14 protein-coding genes and 1 tRNA gene are annotated in these 17,666 nt (G+C 71.4%); 5 read left to right on the top strand and 10 right to left on the bottom strand.

What is annotated here, in order from left to right; all coding sequences use genetic code 11:
• Nucleotides 1-47 precede the first annotated feature (47 nt).
• The 4 genes from OG878_RS32190 to pgsA form a co-directional block, all read right to left on the bottom strand.
• Entirely contained in the window at nucleotides 48-593 is a 546-nt protein-coding gene (locus tag OG878_RS32190; protein ID WP_328890026.1) for a hypothetical protein, read from the bottom strand.
• A 264-nt stretch (nucleotides 594-857) separates the two neighbouring features.
• Complete coding sequence (locus OG878_RS32185) at nucleotides 858-2,018, bottom strand: glycosyltransferase family 4 protein (RefSeq protein ID WP_328890025.1); 1,161 nt, start codon at nucleotides 2,016-2,018, stop codon at nucleotides 858-860.
• Nucleotides 2,015-2,950 (bottom strand): phosphatidylinositol mannoside acyltransferase, encoded by a 936-nt coding sequence (locus OG878_RS32180; protein WP_328890024.1) that lies wholly within the window; start codon nucleotides 2,948-2,950, stop codon nucleotides 2,015-2,017. The genes OG878_RS32185 and OG878_RS32180 overlap by 4 nt, the downstream gene beginning before the upstream one ends.
• Nucleotides 2,947-3,618 carry a phosphatidylinositol phosphate synthase gene (pgsA, locus tag OG878_RS32175; RefSeq protein WP_328890023.1) on the bottom strand — a complete coding sequence of 224 codons (672 nt, stop codon included), beginning with the start codon at nucleotides 3,616-3,618 and terminating at the stop codon, nucleotides 2,947-2,949. The genes OG878_RS32180 and pgsA overlap by 4 nt, the downstream gene beginning before the upstream one ends.
• Nucleotides 3,619-3,886: 268 nt before the next feature.
• Between pgsA and OG878_RS32170 the strand changes: the two genes are divergently transcribed.
• Both OG878_RS32170 and OG878_RS32165 read left to right on the top strand, forming a co-directional pair.
• Nucleotides 3,887-6,112 (top strand): elongation factor G-like protein EF-G2, encoded by a 2,226-nt coding sequence (locus tag OG878_RS32170; protein ID WP_328890022.1) that lies wholly within the window; start codon nucleotides 3,887-3,889, stop codon nucleotides 6,110-6,112.
• A gap of 148 nt (nucleotides 6,113-6,260) precedes the next feature.
• The gene (locus OG878_RS32165; protein WP_328890021.1) at nucleotides 6,261-7,931 is read left to right on the top strand and encodes a hypothetical protein; all 1,671 of its coding nucleotides are present in this window, start codon (nucleotides 6,261-6,263) and stop codon (nucleotides 7,929-7,931) included.
• 69 nt (nucleotides 7,932-8,000) lie between these two features.
• Here OG878_RS32165 and OG878_RS32160 read toward each other — a convergent pair whose 3' ends face one another.
• Entirely contained in the window at nucleotides 8,001-8,561 is a 561-nt protein-coding gene (locus OG878_RS32160; RefSeq protein ID WP_328890020.1) for an HIT family protein, read from the bottom strand.
• Nucleotides 8,562-8,627: 66 nt separating this feature from the next.
• Here OG878_RS32160 and OG878_RS32155 point away from each other — a divergent pair, with 66 nt between their 5' ends.
• A complete protein-coding gene (locus tag OG878_RS32155) occupies nucleotides 8,628-9,305 on the top strand; it encodes a potassium channel family protein (RefSeq protein ID WP_328890019.1) in 678 nt (225 codons plus the stop codon).
• Between the two features lie 85 nt (nucleotides 9,306-9,390).
• Here OG878_RS32155 and thrS read toward each other — a convergent pair whose 3' ends face one another.
• From thrS to OG878_RS32140, 3 genes are all read right to left on the bottom strand, one after another.
• On the bottom strand, nucleotides 9,391-11,367 hold the full coding sequence (gene thrS, locus OG878_RS32150; protein ID WP_328890018.1) for a threonine--tRNA ligase: 1,977 nt from the start codon (nucleotides 11,365-11,367) through the stop codon (nucleotides 9,391-9,393).
• Nucleotides 11,368-11,495: 128 nt separating this feature from the next.
• A complete protein-coding gene (locus OG878_RS32145; protein ID WP_443049184.1) occupies nucleotides 11,496-12,776 on the bottom strand; it encodes a hypothetical protein in 1,281 nt (426 codons plus the stop codon).
• A complete protein-coding gene (locus tag OG878_RS32140) occupies nucleotides 12,776-13,342 on the bottom strand; it encodes a DUF4365 domain-containing protein (RefSeq protein WP_328890017.1) in 567 nt (188 codons plus the stop codon). The genes OG878_RS32145 and OG878_RS32140 overlap by 1 nt, the downstream gene beginning before the upstream one ends.
• 212 nt (nucleotides 13,343-13,554) lie before the next feature.
• On the opposite strand from OG878_RS32140, the gene OG878_RS32135 reads away from it, so the two are divergent.
• The gene (locus OG878_RS32135; RefSeq protein ID WP_328890016.1) at nucleotides 13,555-14,280 is read left to right on the top strand and encodes a 3'-5' exonuclease; all 726 of its coding nucleotides are present in this window, start codon (nucleotides 13,555-13,557) and stop codon (nucleotides 14,278-14,280) included.
• A 125-nt stretch (nucleotides 14,281-14,405) separates the two neighbouring features.
• Here the strand turns inward: OG878_RS32135 and OG878_RS32130 are convergent.
• Both OG878_RS32130 and OG878_RS32125 read right to left on the bottom strand, forming a co-directional pair.
• Nucleotides 14,406-14,477: transfer RNA gene (locus OG878_RS32130), tRNA-Val, on the bottom strand.
• 39 nt (nucleotides 14,478-14,516) lie between these two features.
• Nucleotides 14,517-14,963 (bottom strand): SRPBCC family protein, encoded by a 447-nt coding sequence (locus OG878_RS32125; protein WP_328890015.1) that lies wholly within the window; start codon nucleotides 14,961-14,963, stop codon nucleotides 14,517-14,519.
• An 84-nt stretch (nucleotides 14,964-15,047) separates the two neighbouring features.
• Between OG878_RS32125 and OG878_RS32120 the strand changes: the two genes are divergently transcribed.
• A complete protein-coding gene (locus tag OG878_RS32120; protein ID WP_328890014.1) occupies nucleotides 15,048-17,534 on the top strand; it encodes an SCO7613 C-terminal domain-containing membrane protein in 2,487 nt (828 codons plus the stop codon).
• Nucleotides 17,535-17,666: the final 132 nt, after the last annotated feature.

Raw genomic sequence — 17,666 nt, 5'->3', positions numbered from 1 at the left:
GCGCGCGGCGGGGCAGCCGTGTTCGGGCGCCGGCTGCCCGTGCGAGGTCAGCTGACCGGGCGGTCCGCCAGCGCGACCGGCGGCTCGTCGTCCATCTCGAAGGCCAGCGGGAACGGCGCGTGCCCGGCCAGCCGGAACAAGCGCACCGTACGGTGCCGGCGCAGCGCACGCGCCGCGCGCACCGCGTCGTTGTGGAACCGCCGCGCCATCGGGACCCGGCGCACGGCTGCGGCCAGCTCGGACGCCGCTTCCTCGCCGCCGGGGATCTCCTTCACGGCCTCCACCTGTGCCGGCTCGCCGAACACTGCGCGCAGCGCGGTGCTGAGCTCGCTCTCCGCGACCTCGCGGTGTTCCTCCTCGGACTGCCTGGCCGCGTGCGCGGCCTCGTACAGCACGATGGAGGCGGCCGGGTCGAGGACTCCGGATGTGGCCAGTTCCTGGGTGACCGAGGCGCGGCGCAGCAGTTGGGCGTCGAGGGCGGCACGGGCGGCGTCGATCCGCGTGTGCAGCCGGTCCAGCCGTCCGGCGGTCCAGCTGAGGTACAGGCCGATCGCGACGAGCGCGACGACGATCCAGATGAGGGTTTCGGTCACGGGCGGCAAGGCTACCGTCGGGCGCGGTCCGTCCGGCCCTGAGGCCCGCGGCCCCCGGGGACTCAGCCGCCGGCCGGTTCCGGGCGGTCTGCCCTGAGCGGCGCCGAGAGGGACCCGAGGCAGCCTTGGGACGGCTTCTGACAGCTCGGTGACACCAGCGGACCCCCCGCGGCCGAGGCAGTCGGAGAACGCCCCTCAGGCGGCCCCGAGAAGGGCCTCGGCGTCACCGGGGCGAGCCCCGCAGGACCCCCGGCGCCGACCACGTCAGGAGCGGGCCAGCCCGAACCGGGCCCGCAGCCCCGTGCGTTCGTCCGTCGCCACCGATGCGGCCCCGTCCGTCACCGTCTCGTACACCGCGAGGATGTCCGCCCCCACCGTCGACCAGTCGAACCGTCGCACATGCGCGCGGCCCCGCGCACTCAGCTCCGCGCGCCGCCCCGGATCGCCGAGCAGCCGGGTCGCCGCCTCCGCCAGCGCGTCCGCGTCCTCGTTGGCGAACAGTTCGCCCGCCGCGCCCTGGTCCAGCACCTGGGCGAACGCGTCGAGATCGCTGGCGAGGACCGGTGCGCCCGCCGACAGTGCCTCGACCAGGATGATCCCGAAGCTCTCGCCGCCCGTGTTGGGCGCGACGTACACATCCACGCTGCGCAGCAGCCGCGCCTTGTCCTCGTCGCTCACCATGCCGAGGAATTCGACGCGTTCGCGCATCTCCCCGGGCAGCGAGGCGACCGCCTCCTCCTCGTCGCCCCGGCCCGCCACCAGGAGCCTGGTGTCCGGGCGGGCCGCGAGGATCGCGGGCAGTGCCCTCATCAGGACGGGCAGGCCCTTGCGCGGCTCGTCGATGCGCCCGATGAAGCCGATCGTCCCGCCCTGCCATTCGGGCTTGGGCTCGGCCTTGTCGAAGAAGCCGACATCGACCCCGTTCGGAATGACCACCGCGTCACCGCCGAGATGCTCGACCAGGGTCCGGCGCGCGTACTCGCTCACCGCGATGCGCGCGCTGATCTTCTCGAGTGCGGGCTGCAGGATCGGGTACGCGGCGATCATCGCCCGCGAGCGCGGGTTGGAGGTGTGGAACGTGGCGACGATCGGCCCCTGCGCGGCCCAGCAGGCCAGCAGCCCCAGCGACGGCGAGGTGGGCTCATGGATGTGGATCACGTCGAAGGTGCCGTCGTGCAGCCAGCGGCGCACCCGCGCCGCGGACAGGAATCCGAAGTTCAGCCGGGCGACGGAGCCGTTGTACGGGACGGGCACGGCCCGGCCCGCCGACACCACGTACGGCGGCAGCGGCGTCTCGTCGTCGGCGGGCGCGAGGACCGACACCTGGTGACCGAGGCGGATCAGATGTTCCGCCAGGTCCCGGATGTGGAACTGCACACCGCCCGGTACGTCCCAGGAGTACGGGCAGACGATGCCGATCTTCACGGCTGCTCCCCACGGGGTTCGAGGTCGGCGAGCCAGAGCCGCTGCAGCATGTGCCAGTCCTCCGGGTGCTCGGCGATTCCGGTGGCGAAGGCATCGGCCAGCGCCTGTGTCATCACAGACGTCTTCTCGGCGCGGGTACCTGACGCGGGTACCTCGACGGCCGGGTGGATCCGCGCCTTCATCACGGGCGTCTCGTCGTACCCGAGCGTCACGGGCAGCAACAGCGCGCCGGTCTGCTGGGCCAGCAGCGCGGGCCCGGCGGGCATCCGGGCCGTGTCGCCGAAGAACGTCACCTCCACCCCCGAGGCGGAGAGATCGCGGTCGGAGACCAGGCAGACCAGGCCCCCGTCACGCAGCCGCCGCGCCAGTGTGCCGAAGGCGGAGCCGCCGGTGTGCGGCAGGACCTCCATGCCGAGCCCCTCGCGGTACGCGACGAACCGGTCGTACAGCGACTCGGGCTTCAGCCGCTCGGCGACGGTGGTGAACGGCACCTTCACATCGGTGGTGACCCAGGCTCCCGCCAGGTCCCAGTTGGCCAGGTGCGGCAGGGCGAGGATCACCCCGCGTCCGGCGTCGAGGCCCTCGATCAGCCGGTGGGCGTCCTTCACCTCTATGCCGGCCTTGATCCGCTCCGGGCTCCATGTCGGCAGCCGGAAGGACTCCATCCAGTAGCGCATGTACGAGCGCATCCCGGCCTTGGAGAGCTCGGCGAGCCGGGCCGGGCTCGCGTCCGGCACCACCCTCGCCAGATTCGACTCCAGTCGCAGCACACTCTTGCCGCGCCGCTTCCACACCTGGTCGGCAAGGGTGCGGAAGAGGGCACGGGCGACCGGCTCGGGGAGCTTCTTGACCGCGCCCCAGCCGAGCCCGTACAGCGTGTCGGTCAGCCGGTCGGTCAGCCCGGCGCTCGACTCCCCCCGGTCGCCGCTCACTGTGCGGCCTCGCTCCCCCGGTCCGCCGCGGCGGCGGCCGCGTCGGCCTCCGCGGATTCGCGGCGCACCGTCACCACCCGCTGCACGAGCGTCACCAGGCTGCCGGCGGCGACGATCCACAGCGCGATCGGCAGCAGGATGTCGATGCCCGGCACACCGAACCTGTGGAGACCGGCCAGCCCGGCCGCCACCAACGAGATCACCAGCCGTTCGGCACGCTCGACCAGACCGTTGACCGCGACCGGCAGGCCGATCGATTCGCCGCGTGCCTTCGTGTACGACACCACCTGGCCGCTCGCCAGGCAGAAGATCGCCACGGCGCACAGCACGTTGTCGTCCCCGTTGCCCGCGTACCAGAGCGCGAACCCGCCGAAGATCGCCCCGTCGGCCACCCGGTCCAGGGTCGAGTCCAGGAACGCGCCCCAGCGGCTGGAGATACCGGCCTGCCGGGCCATGTTCCCGTCGACGAGGTCGGAGAAGACGAAGACCGTGATGACGATCGTGCCCCAGAAGAACTCCCCCATGGGGAAGAAGACCAGCGCACCTGCCATCACTCCGGCCGTACCGATGAGCGTGACCGCGTCGGGGCTCACGCCGAGACGGAGCAGCAGTGCGGCGAACGGTGTGAGGACACGCGTAAAAAATGCACGCGCGTACTTGTTCAGCATGGCCTTCCCGAGGGGTCGCTGGGCCGCGCGACCCCTTCGGCCACCGGCGGGCCCATCGTAGTCACGCCCGTGACGGTCCATCCTCCGGGCACCCGTCCGGGTGCCTCGGCGTACGACGTATGGACGCAACCCGACGTGAGTGGAAAGCTCGAATTACCGCGGGCGTCGCGAAGCCGCCGCGGCGGCTCCACGTTCCCGTGCCCTTCCATCTCCCCCTCCACGCGCCAGGCAAGCTCCCCGCACAGCGCACACCACCGGGAGGCACATCATGGGCGACAAGGCTCACGCACACACCGGGGCCGCCGGCAGAGCAGCGACGGCCGACCGGCCCTCCGCCATACGGAATGTGGTGCTGGTCGGCCACAGCGGATCAGGCAAGACCACCCTCGTCGAAGCCCTCGCACAGACCGCCGGAGCGGTCAACCGGGCCGGCCGGGTCGAGGACGGCGCCACGGTCTCCGACTACGACGAGATCGAGCACCGCCAGCAACGCTCCGTACAGCTCTCCCTCGTCCCCGTCGAATGGGGTGGCTGCAAGATCAATGTGCTGGACACCCCCGGATACGCCGATTTCGTCGGGGAACTCAGGGCCGGTCTGCGAGCAGCGGATGCGGCCCTCTTCGTTGTCTCGGCGGCCCAGGAGGCCGACTCCGTGGCGGGCACCACCCGCGCCGTGTGGGAGGAGTGCGCCGCCGTCGGCATGCCGCGCGCGATCGTCGTCACGCACCTCGACACCGCACGCACCTCCTTCGACGGGATGACCCGGGTCTGCGCCGAGATCTTCGGCGGCGACGACCCCGACGCCGTCCTGCCGCTCTATCTCCCGGTGCTCGGCCCCGAGGGCCCGGACGGGCACGCCCCGCTGACCGGGCTCACCGGACTCCTCTCGCAGCGGATCTTCGACTACTCCTCCGGCGAGCGGAAGGAGACCCCGCCCGCCGACGACCAGCACACCCCGCTCCAGGACGCCCGCAACCGGCTGATCGAGGGGATCATCGCCGAGAGCGAGGACGAGACGCTCATGGACCGCTACCTCGGTGGCGAGGACATCGACGTCAAGACCCTCATCGACGATCTGGAGCGCGCCGTCGCCCGCGGCTCGTTCCACCCCGTCCTCGCCGCGGCACCCGCCACCGACGGCGCGCGCCAGGGCATCGGCACCGTCGAACTCCTGGATCTGATCACCGGCGGCTTCCCGACCCCGCTGGAACGCCCGATGCCCGACGTCACCACCCCGCAGGGCGCTCTGCTCCCCGCCCCGGTCTGCGACCCGGAAGGACCGCTGGTCGCAGAGGTGGTCAAGACCGCCTCCGACCCGTACGTCGGACGTGTCTCGCTCGTCCGCGTCTTCTCGGGCACCCTGCGTCCCGACGAGACCGTCCACGTCCTCGGACACGGCCTCACCGACCCCGGTCACGAGCCCCGCCCCTTCCATGACGCGGAGGTCCGCGTCGGCGCGCTCTCCGCCCCGTTCGGTAAACAGCAGCGCGCGCTGACCAGTTGCATCGCCGGGGACCTGGCCTGCGTCGCCAAGCTGGGCAGCGCCGAGACCGGCGACACCCTCTCGGCCCCGGAGGATCCGCTGCTGATGGAGCCCTGGACCATGCCCGACCCGCTGCTGCCCCTCGCCATCGAGGCGCACAGCAAGGCGGACGAGGACAAGCTCTCCCAGGGGCTCGCACGGCTCGTCGCCGAGGACCCGACCATGCGCCTCGAACAGAACCAGGACACCCACCAGGTCGTTCTGTGGTGCCTCGGCGAAGCCCATCAGGACGTGGCGCTGGACCGGTTGCGCACCCGGTACGGGGTGCAGGTCGACGCGGTACCGCACCGGGTGCCCCTGCGCGAGACGTTCGCCGGCCCGTCGGCCGGCCGCGGCCGGCACGTCAAACAGTCCGGCGGACACGGCCAGTACGCCATCTGCGAGATCGACGTGGAGCCGCTGCCCCCGGGTTCGGGCATCGAGTTCGTCGACAAGGTGGTCGGCGGTGCGGTGCCGCGCCAGTTCATCCCGTCCGTGGAGAAGGGCATACGCGCCCAGGCCGCCCGCGGAGTGGCGGCCGGCCATCCGCTCGTCGACGTACGGATCACCCTCCGGGACGGGAAGGCGCACTCCGTGGACTCGTCCGACGCCGCGTTCCAGGCAGCGGGCGCACTGGCCCTGCGGGAAGCGGCCGCCGACACCCGCATCCAGCTCCTCGAACCCGTCTGCGAGGTCCAGGTGCTGGTCCCCGACGACTACGTGGGACCGGTGATGAGCGATCTCTCGGGGCGGCGCGGGCGCGTGGTCGGCACCGAGCAGTCGGGGCCGGGACGCACGCTCGTACGGGCCGAGGTGCCCGAGCTGGAAATCGGCCGGTACGCGGTCGACCTGCGCTCCCTGTCGCACGGCACCGGCCGCTTCGACCGGTCGTACGCCCGGCACGAGCCGATGCCCCCACAGCTCGCCGAGCGCATACGTGGCGAACAGGAAACCACCTCGATCGGCGCGTAGCCGGTGGCGCCGCCCGCTCCTGTCCACAGGGGCGGGCGGAGTCACGATCCGGACGATACGCTGTGGTCCCAGCTCAGAAGGTGTGCCGGGCACGGCAGTTGGGAAAACAGCCGCAGGAGCAGATCCTTGGCGGCGAGTGGGGGCGACAGTGGCCAACGACGGATTCGATTTCTCCCCCGGAGCGCAGATCCCGCTCCAGGGGGCGGCCGGACAGGCGGTGGCGACGAACGCCCTCGCCTCCGCCGCATACCGCGACAGCCCGGTGGAAGACATACTCAAAGCCAACAGCGAGTGGCACATCTCCAAGATCCAGGAAGGCCGCTCCAAGCTCTTCAAGAGCAGGTACTTCACCCCCAACCTCGGCGAAGCGTTCTCCCGCGCCGTCCAGGAACGCATGCTGGGCGGGGCCCGCAAGGCCCTCATCCAGTCCTTCGGCACGGACCCGCAGACCGTCGTCGAGCACTGCCTGTCCGCGACCCGGCTCCGTAAGGCGCGGGACACCAGACTCACCCTGGTGACCGCGCTCTTCGGCTTCGTCTTCCTGCCGGGACTGCTGCTGTGGGTGCTCGCCTTCCGGCTGCGCGACGGCCTGAACGGCACCAAGGACAAGGCTCTCGGCGCCCTCGGCACCGCGCTGCTCCCGCTCATCGGCATCGTGGCCCTGGTCTTCCTGGTCAAACTGCCCGTCACCGGTCTTCTCGCGCTGTACCTGCGCGCGATGATCGTCGCCCCCGTCATCGGCTGGCTGATCGCCAAGCGGATCGCCGAGAGCTCCGCCAAGGACATGCGCGCCCGCTGGGAGGGGCTGCTCTCGGGCGGCGGCGTCATCGCCAAGATCCCCGAGGCGGTGCCGAAGAACCCGAACGAGACCGCCCGCGAGGCGCTCCGTCAGGGCCTGGAGAAGCTGGCGGCCGAGCAGCAGTCCAACTCCGTGTTCTACGCGGGCCCCAAGGGGATCCTCGGCATGGGCACCCGCTGGGGCAGCTGGCAGCTCGCCGAAGAACTCGTCTCCAAGGAGCCCGGCAAGGAGTTCCACCAGTTCCGCAGCTGGGACCTGATACGCGTCATCCACGACCAGCTCAAGATGCTGGAACGCGGCCCGCTGCACACGGGCGGCTTCCCCACGCCGTCGGTCACGCACTGGATCGTCTCGCCCGTCGGCGAGAACGCCGACGAGGTCTCCCGGCCGGACGGCGAGGACGTCGCCACCTTCCAGATCAAGCCGCACGAGATACAGCGGATCTGCAACCACCAGCAGTTCGGCGGCGGTGACCGGCACTACCTGGGCGTCCAGTTCACCCTCTGGGACGGCCAGCTGGTGATCACCATGATGATCACTGTCACGGTGCTCCACGAAACGCTGCGGATCGAGGTCACCGGGCACGCCCTGGGCCCCGTCCACTCGCTCTTCACGAGCAAGCCGAAAGCCAAGGAGAAGACGGTCAACAAGACCGTCAGGTTCTGGGAGACCCGCAAGGTCACGCTCCCGCTGGTGGAGCCCAAGGAGGTCGTCCGTCTGGCTCTGCGCGCACCCTTCACCTGGTATCCGCCCCTGCTCGACTACCTGGGCGGCAAGATCACTCTCCCGGAGCCGTTCGGTCTGCGCCACGCCTGGGCCGAGAAGCCGTGGCGCCACCGCTTCATGGCGGACGACGCCATACGCGCCGCAACCCCCGTGCTGCGGACCGTGCACAGCGCCGCACTGCGCGTCCTCGACGAGCACGGCGTCGACACGGAGCGTTTCGACAACCGCTCCACGATTCTCAGCGGGTTCGTGCAGGACCCCACACCGAAGAAGGCCGACATGTACGACGCATGAAGATGCACCGGATGCGCGTGTGGGGCGTCCCGGACCGGTCCGGGACGCCCCACACGCCTACCACTCGGCTCAGACCGCGGGCCATGCGTCGGCCAGCATCTTCCGGGTGTCCGCGAGCAGCTGCGGCAGCACCTTCGTGTGGCCGACCACCGGCATGAAGTTCGTGTCGCCACCCCAGCGCGGCACCAGGTGCTGATGCAGATGGGCAGCGATGCCCGCGCCCGCCACCGACCCCTGGTTCATCCCGATGTTGAAGCCGTGCGCCCCCGAGGCCGCCCGCAGCGCCGACATCGCCCGCTTGGTGAAATCGGCCAGCTCGAGCGTCTCCGGACCGTCCAGCTCCGTGTAGTCCGCGACGTGCCGGTACGGCACCACCATGAGGTGCCCGCCGTTGTACGGATACAGATTCAGCACGGCATAGACCTTCTCGCCGCGGGCCACGACCAGTCCGTCCTCGTCCGACTTGGCCGGGATCGCACAGAACGGACAACCGTCGCCGGCCTCCGGGCCGGTCGGCTTGTTCTCACCCTGGATGTACGCCATCCGGTGAGGCGTCCACAGGCGCTGGAACGCGTCGGGCGTCCCCACTCCGATCTGCTGCTCCGGCTCAGTCGTCATGCCGATCAGCATATTGCTTCACTCCCGCGGAGCGTGTCGCCGGGGCGGCACCGGCCGGCGGACGGCGATGCTGAGGCGATGAGCGACCGGCCCAGTGCCTCCACCCCCCTCCGGTTCAGGCGCTGGGAGCAGCGCACCGAAGGACCGCTCTTCGCCGCGTCGCTGGTCTTCCTCCTGGGGTACGCGGGCCGGGTCCTCGCCCCCCATGACGCCCAGCCCTGGCGCGACCTCGCCCTGGCCCTGGTCTGGCTCACCTGGCTGCTCTTCGCCGTGGATTTCGTCGTACGGATCCGGCTCAGCGGCCAGGGTCTGCGGTTCCTCCGCACCCACTGGCTGGACACGGTGGTGCTGGTGCTCCCACTGTTGCGGCCGTTGCGCCTGATCGAGGTCTACACGGCGATCCAGCGGCGCAGGGCGCAGCCGAGGCTGAGCCTGCACGCCCGGGTGATCGCCTACGCCGGTATGACAGCGGCGCTGCTCGGCTTCTCGGCCGCGCTGGCCGTGTACCACCAGGAGCGCGATGCTCCGGGCGCCACGATCCGTACGTTCGGCGACTCGGTGTGGTGGGCGAGCGCGACGCTGACCACGGTCGGCTACGGGGATGTGACGCCGGTCACGCCGAGCGGCAGGACCATCGCGGTGGGGCTGATGGTCTGCGGCCTGGCGCTGCTGGGGGCGGTGACGGGTTCGTTCTCCTCGTGGCTGGTGCAGGTGTTCACCCGGGAGGACGAGCAGGGGCCCCCGCAGAGCGGCTAGGGCCCCTCGTTCGGATCATGCCGGGCTCGCATGATCCGAACGAAAGACCCTGGCTCTGCGGGGGCCCCGGTGGCCTTGCGGCCGGTCAGACCTGGACGCGGTCCTCGACGGCCTTCTGGATCTTGGCGATGGCCTCGTCGACCGGGATGCCGTTCTCCTGCGATCCGTCGCGGTAACGGAAGGAGACGGCGCCGTTGGCCATGTCCTCGTCACCCGCGATGATCATGAAGGGCACCTTGGCCTTCTGCTGGTTGCGGATCTTCTTCTGCATGCGGTCGGACGAGGCGTCCACCTCGACCCGCAGCCCCTTCTTCCTGGCCGCCGCCGCGAACTCCTGGAGGTACGGGATGTGCGCGTCGCCGATCGGGATGCCGACCGCCTGGACCGGGGCCAGCCACACCGGGAACGCACCCGCGTAGTGCTCCAGCAGCACGGCGAAGAACCGCTCGATGGAGCCGAACAGTGCGCGGTGGATCATGACCGGGCGCTGCTTGGTCCCGTCCGGGCCGGTGTACTCCAGGTCGAAGCGCTCCGGCAGGTTGAAGTCGAGCTGCACGGTCGACATCTGCCAGGTGCGGCCGATGGCGTCCTTGCACTGGACCGAGATCTTCGGGCCGTAGAACGCGGCGCCGCCCGGGTCCGGAACCAGGGGCAGGCCCTGCTTCTCGGCGACCTGGCGCAGCGTCTCGGTGGCCTCTTCCCAGATCTCGTCCGAGCCGACGAACTTCTCCGGGTCCTTGGTGGAGAGCTCCAGGTAGAAGTCGGTCAGACCGTAGTCGCGCAGCAGGTTCAGGACGAAGGTGAGCGTCTTGTCGAGCTCCTCCGCCATCTGCTCCTTGGTGCAGTAGATGTGCGCGTCGTCCTGGGTGAAGCCGCGCGAGCGGGTCAGGCCGTGCACGACGCCCGACTTCTCGTACCGGTACACCGTGCCGAACTCGAAGAGGCGCAGCGGCAGTTCACGGTAGGAGCGGCCGCGCGCGTCGAAGATCAGGTTGTGCATCGGGCAGTTCATCGGCTTGAGGTAGTAGTCCACCCCGTCGTCGAGCTGCATGGGCGGGTACATGCCCTCGGAGTACCAGTCCAGGTGGCCGGACTTCTCGAACAGCTTGCCCTTGGTGGCGTGCGGGGAGTAGACGAACTCGTAGCCCTCCTCCTCGTGCCGCTTGCGCGAGTAGTCCTCCATGGCCCGGCGGATGATGCCGCCCTTGGGGTGGAAGACGGCGAGGCCGGGGCCGATCTCGTCGGGGAAGGAGAAGAGGTCCAGCTCGTTGCCGAGCTTGCGGTGGTCGCGCTTGGCGGCCTCCTCCAGGAACTCCAGGTGCGCCTTGAGCTCGTCCTTGGTGGGCCACGCGGTGCCGTAGATGCGCTGGAGCATCGGGTTCTTCTCGCTGCCCCGCCAGTACGCCGCGGCGTTCCGCATCAGCTTGAACGCCGGGATGTTCCGGGTGGTCGGCAGGTGCGGACCACGGCAGAGGTCCTTCCAGCACAGGTCACCGGTCTTGGCGTCCAGGTTGTCGTAGATGGTCAGCTCGCCGCCGCCCACCTCGACGTCCGCACCGTCGTCCGTGGAGGCCGCGCCCTTGATGCCGATGAGCTCCAGCTTGTACGGCTCGCCGGCCAGCTCCTCGCGGGCGGCCTCGTCGGTGACGACCCGGCGGGAGAACCGCTGCCCCCGCTTCTGGATCTCCTGCATCTTCTTCTCGATGGCCTTGAGGTCCTCGGGCGTGAACGGCTTCTCGACGTCGAAGTCGTAGTAGAAGCCGTCCTTGACCGGCGGGCCGATGCCGAGCTTGGCCTCGGGGAAGAGTTCCTGCACGGCCTGCGCCATGACGTGCGCGGTGGAGTGCCGGAGGATGTTCAGCCCGTCCTCGGAGGAGATCTCGACGGGCTCGAAGACCTCGCCGTCGGCGACGACGTACGCGAGGTCCTTCAGCTCACCGGCCACCCGCGCGGCGACGACGGTGCGCTCGCCGGGGAAGAGCTCGGCAGCCGTAGTGCCCGTCGTCACCACGCGCTCTTCCCGCTCGGAATCGCGTTGGATGATCACACGGACGTCTGACACCGGTCTCTCCTGACTGAAGGGGGGTGCGCGCCATATTCCACTGCGCACGCAAGACGAATCGTACCGAGCCGGTGGCCCCCTTCGCGAAAGGGTTCGCTCCGGCCGCCCGGCTGCCCGGTACGGTGCGTCTATTCGCCCGTGCAGGCCTCCTCGAAGAAGTCGAGGTTCTCCTGCAGCGACTTCATCAGCCGGTCCCGTTCCGCCTCGTCGACCTGTACGGGCACCACCTGCGAGGCCCCGGTCAGCCGCCGGAAGCCGTCCCGGCTCTCCAGCCGCCCCTCCACCCGGATCGGCAGTCCGACCAGATGGGCGTGGCCGGCGATCCGGTACGCCTCCTCGTCGAGCTCCAGTCTCACGTGCGGGACCTCCGCGCCCGCCAGGACCCGCAGCCGTACGATCCCGGCGCCGCGCGGTCCTGAGCGGCGCATCCGGACGACAGCCCCGGTGATCCGTACGGTGACGGCCGGTTCGTCCTCGATGTAACGGGCTCCCGCCAGCCGCAGGGCCGGCAGGTCGCCGGGGGAGAACTCCACCGGTTCGGGGCGGGCGGGGCAGCCTTCGGGGGTTCCCGCGGCGGGTGCCCAGGCGAGGGCGATCCTTGTTCCTTCCGAACCGCGGACCAGAGCGATGACGGCCTGGGTCAGCTCCCGGCTGACACCGGCCTCGACGGCGCTGTCGAAGGCTTCCATGCCACCGGTGGCGCGCTGGAAGTCGATGGCCTCGCGGGTGGCGTGCAGGGCGTGGTAGAGCCGTACGGCGACGGCCCGGCCCGGGGCGACCGGGAGGTACGCCGTGAGGTCGCGGCCACCCGGGGCGGGTCCGACGAGGACGCCTTCGAGCGCGGCGAGGGCCCTTCTGCGGTGGCGTGCGCCGTGGAAGCCGGCGCGCCCCCGTACGGCGAGCGCCCCGGCGAGGAGGACCTGCCGGGCTCCGGCGCGCAGCTGGTCGGCGCCGCTCCAGCTGGCGGCTCCGGCGGCGCCCGCGGGGCCGGCCGTACCGTCGGGGACATCGCGCCACCAGCGGATCTCGTCGCTGGGCACGGCGAGGGAGACCAGGACGTCACGGGCCGAGGGCGCGGCGCTGCGGGCGAGCGCGGTGAGCGCCTCGGCGAGGAGGTCCTCGCTGTCGGGGAAGGCCGTGGTGTCGGGTACGAGAAGGCTCGTGCCGCCGGAGGGCGTCGCACTTCCCGGTGGGGTCCACCGGCTGTACCGTCCCGCCGCGCCGCCACGGCGGCGCCAGCCGTGCCGGTCCAGCAGGGCGCCGAGGACCGCGGGGTCGACGCGGGCGGGATCGGGGATGTCCCCGACGGGCGGCACCACGGTGGGCCAGTGGCCCATGGTCTCGCTGGGGTGTGGTCGCGTGCCCGACGGCATGACTGCGTCGACGGGCTCGTCCATCGGCCGGTGCATCAGGGTCTCCCTCCCGCCCCGACCCGCGTCATGATCTCGCAGAGCGCGCGGTCGTCGAATATGCGCGTGGTCGGGATCCGCACAGTGGTCCTGTGCCGGCCCGTCACCGCGTGGCCGGCCAGGTTGGTCCAGTAGCAGCAGTGCCGCAGGTCGAGCCGGTCGTGGCCGGCCCGCAGCCAGTCGTCCTGGCTGCGCGGCACGATCATCACGACCAGGATCTTGTGCACCGACACGGGCGTCCGGGCGAGCTTCACGAGGTGGGCGTTGTCCAGCGTGAAGGCGAACGACGGTCCGGGTGGGTGCGGGGGTATCTGATAGGTGCATTTCAGCTGCACCTTTATGGTCACCTCGTCGTCGACGGTGTGGCCGGGGGCGCCGTGGCTGACATGCCAGTCGATGCCGTTGTCGGGAAAAGGCTGCGACAGGGAACACCCCGCCGCGGCCGCGACCGCGTGCAGGTAGCCCACCTGGAGGGTCTCCATGCAGGCGGTGGTGGCGAGTGTGCCGCGCAGCGGTGCGATCCGCTGGGGCAGCAGCCCGCTCGGGTCGGGCTGCGCGAGCGCCATGGCTCCGTATGCCTTCCGGGCTGTGCCGATCGGTTCGTTCGTGTGGCGAGTTCTCAGGGTCGGCGAGTCCTCGGGGCAAATTCCTTGCCCGTCACCTGTGTTGTCACCGCACAGAGGGGCCCGCAAACGGCGTATCAGGCAAAGGGCCCGGGTATCACCGAATCGGGCAGGGGAATCACGCCATCTGCCGGTCGGGCGCGAGGAGTTCGGGGATGACGCACTGGTATGAGGGGCCGCTGGCCGCTTTTGACACCGAGACAACAGGCGTGGACGTCGAGCAGGACCGGATCGTTTCGGCCGCTCTGGTGATCCAGGACGCGACCGGCGGGCGTATGCGCGTCACCCGCTGGCTGGTGAATCCGGGGGTGCCGGTGCCCGTGGGGGCCACCGAGATCCACGGCCTGACCGACGACCACCTCCAGCGCAACGGCCGGTGGCCCGCACCGGTGGTGGAGGAGATAGCCCGGGCGCTGGCCGAGCAGTGCGCGGCCGGCCGGCCGCTCGTCGTGATGAACGCGCCTTTCGATCTGACGCTGCTGGACCGGGAGCTGAAGCGGCACCGGGCGTCGTCGCTGGCCGGGTATCTGGGGAACACGCCGCTGTGCGTGCTGGATCCACGCGTCCTCGACAAGCATCTGGACCGTTACCGCAAGGGCCGGCGCACCCTGACCGACCTCTGTGCGCTGTACGAGGTGGTGCTGGACGGCGCCCATGACGCGGCGGCCGATGCGGCGGCTTCGCTGGAGCTGGTGCGGGCGGTGGGACGCCGGTTCTCGTCCCGCTTGGAGCGGCTCTCCCCGGCGGAGCTGCATGCGTTGCAGGCGGTGTGGCATGCGGCACAGGCGCGCGGCCTGCAGGCGTGGTTCGCGAAGAGCGGGACGCCGGAGGCGGTGGATCCGGCCTGGCCGCTGCGCCCGGAGCTGCCCGCGGCGGCATGAGCCCGGGGATGCGGTGACCGTTGCGTGAGCGCGATCCCGACGTGCGGCGGCCGGTTCCGTGGACGCTGCCCGCACACGCAGAGGCCGGTCCGTCGGTGCTGCTGACGGACCGGCCTCTCCCGGGGTGGGCGATACTGGGTTCGAACCAGTGACCTCTTCGGTGTGAACGAAGCGCTCTCCCACTGAGCTAATCGCCCGGGAACGGACTGAACCATACAGGCCTCGGCGGGTGTCGTTCAAACTCCTTCGAGACGGGCCACCAGTCCACGGCGTCCGGCACGCATCATCAGGGCGTGATTCGCCCGGAACACCGCACGTCCCGGCACCGCGAGGAGCCGCATCACCGTCCGGCGCACCTGGACCTCCTGCTCGTACGTGGCACGGGTCCCGGTGCCGTGTGCGGTGACGGTCCAGCGGGCCCAGCCGTCGAGGTCACCGCCGAGGATCGCCTCGAGCACCCCGGCCGCGGGGTCGCGGCGGCTCTCGCGGACGGTCATGACGAGGTCGTACGGGAGGAAGGAGCGGATCCGCATGGTGCCCGTGGTGTCGTCGACGCCGGCGACCTGGCGGATCTGGGGCCACCATTGCGGGTAGTCCTCGGCGCGTTCGAGGACCGCGTACACGGCAGCGGGCGGGGCGGATACGTCCCAGACGCTCACGAAGCGGTAGTGGCTCCAGTCCATGGGTCCCAGTCTGCGCGTACTCAGTCCCACAGCTGAGTATCCGCGCGCATGTCCGCACGTGTGGGCCGCGCCACACTCCCGGTTATGACACATGTGCCGTCGCCCGCGGAGGAATTGGCGCTCCTCGATCGCGAACTGGTCCGGCTGGACGCCCGCCGGATGCAGCTGCTGACCCGTCGCGCCTGGTTGCTGAGTGTTCTGCAGCCGCCGGCCGCACTGCCTGCCGTTCCACCGGCCGCGGCTCCATTCGCACCGCCGTCGCCGGCGGCATCCGCCGCGGCGGCCCCGGTGGCCCGGCGCAGTGCGCAGAATGTGCTTCTGACCCTGGGCGGTCTGCTCCTGACGATCGCGGCGATCGCCTTCACCCTGGTCAGCTGGGGTCACATGGGGATCGGCGGCCGCTCTGCGGTGCTCGCCCTGGTCACGGTCGTCGCGCTGGCCGCACCCGCCGTGCTGCTGCGTCGTGGGCTGTCGTCGACGGCCGAGGCGCTGGGCGCGCTCGCGCTGGTGCTGATGGTGCTGGACGCGTATGCACTGCACCGGGTGGCGGCGCCGGACGCCGGCGGACTCGGATTCGCCGCGGCCGCTTCGGCGGTGCTGGCCGTTCTGTGGGCGGTGTACGGGCTGGCGCTCGGCCGGCTGCGACTGCCACGCCCGGCAGCGGTGGTGAGCGTGCAGTTCACGCTGGTGCTCTGGGCGTGGTCGGCGGACGCCCAGGCGTCGGCCTTCGGCTGGGCACTGGTGCTGACGGCGGCGCTCGACTGTGTGATCGCCCTGTGGGGCAGGGGCGTTGGGGTGCGGACGACCGCGGCCGTCGGTGGTTGTGTGACGGGACTGGCCGGATCCCTGGTGGCTCTGGTGCAGTCGGTGACGGCCGGGACACCGGCGGCGGCGGTGGCACCCGGGGTGCTGCTGCTGACCGGGGCGGCGGTCGCGCTGCTCGGAGCGTGGCGGGCGCCGAAGGGGTTCGCGGTGGCCGGCGGGCTGATCGCAGGGTTTGCCGTGGTGGCCGGGGTGGGCGGTGTACTGCGTGCGGGGGCGTCGGCGGACTGGACGGTTCCGGCGTATCTGCTGTGCGGTCTGCTGCTGTTGGCGTCGGTACGGGCTCCGCTGCCGCGGCCGGCCGGGCAGGGAGTGCTGTGGGCGTCTCTGGTGGTGGTCGCGGGGTCGATGCTCGCCGCGGCGCCGGCGGTCGGGGTGACGCTGGCGGGTCCGGTGTCGCGGCTGTCCGCGGTGTGGGCGGGTGCGCCCGAGGGCGGCGTTCGCGGTGCGCTGGGGATGGCGGGAATGGAGTGGTCTCAGCTCTCCACGGTGCCCGTGGTGCTGTTGGTGCCGGCCGGCCTGGCGGGAGCGGCGTACCGCCGGTGGGCGTGGTGCACGCGGATGGCCGGGCCGGTGGTCGCCCCGGGAGAGGCGTGGCGGAGCGTGGTGGGTGCGAGTGCGCTGGTGCTCGGGTGGGCGGGGCTGCTGGTGCTGCCGGTCGTGCTGGACGCCGCGTACCCGGCCGCGGTGGCGGTGCAGTCGGTGCTCGTCGCGGCGCTGCTCGCCCTGGCGGTACGGGGCATGCGCCGCGGGGCGGACCCGGTCGCATGGGCCGCGCTGGTGTGCGGTGTGGCCGGGGCGGTGAGTGCGGGAGTGCTGTCGCTGGCCGCGGAGCCCGCCACGTATGCGGTGTTCGGAACGCTGCTGGTGCTGTTCGGGGCGGCGTCGGCGGGAACGCGTGCCGAGTCGTCGCCGGCGGCGCGGGCGACCCGGGTGGTGCAGGCGCTGCAGGCGTGTGCGGCCGTGGTCTGCGCCATGGTGCTCGCCGGTGCGGTGGGGGCGTCGCTGGAGCTTGCGACGTACCGGGCCGCGCCGGTCATGCTGGTGGTCCCGGCGGCGACGGTCCTGATCGGGACACGGCTGCGGGGCGGTCCTTCGGCGTTGCCGGTCGAGCTGACCGGCGCCTTCGCGGGCGCGGTGGCGGTGGTGATGGCCGTGCCGGACGGTCGGTTCCTCGCCCTGGTTCTCGCCCTGTGCGGTGTGCTGGCGGCGGGCACGGCGGTGCGTGCGGAACGGCGGCCGGTGGCCGGGTATGTGGCGGTGGCGCTGTTCGTCCTGGCGACATGGGTGCGGCTGTCGGCTTCGGACGTGTCGGCCCCGGAGGCGTACTCCCTGCCGGTGACGATCCCCGCGCTGGCGGTCGGTGCGCTGCGACGGCGCCGCGATCCGGCGGCGTCCTCGTGGACGGCGTACGGGGCGGGCCTGGCGGCGACGCTGGTTCCGAGTCTCTTCGCGGCCTGGGTCGACCCGTCGTGGGTGCGGCCGCTGCTGCTGGGTGTGGCGGCGCTGGTGCTCACGCTGGCCGGCGCGCGGGTGCGACTGCAGGCCCTGCTGCTGCTCGGTGGTGCGGTGCTCGCTCTGGACGCTCTGCACGAACTGGCGCCGTACGTGGTCCAGGTGGCCGGTGTGCTGCCGCGCTGGCTGCCGCCCGCGCTGGCCGGTGCACTGCTGCTGGTGGTCGGGGCGACGTACGAGCAGCGGCTGCGCGATGCGCGGCGGCTGAAGGACGCACTGCGGCGGATGCACTGACCCGGGTCCGGTCTGCGGGCCGGCCCGGGCGTTCCTCATAGGTTACGGGCCGGGATCCGGTCACCGGCCAGGGCGCCTGCCCCATGGCGTCCGCCTGCCGACTCGGGTACGGACGATTCTCCGTGCGGGGAA

Origin of the sequence: Streptomyces sp. NBC_00316, assembly GCF_036158715.1 — a bacterium.
Taxonomy (GTDB): Bacteria; Actinomycetota; Actinomycetes; order Streptomycetales; family Streptomycetaceae; genus Streptomyces.
This window is presented reverse-complemented; position numbering and strand designations above follow the sequence as displayed.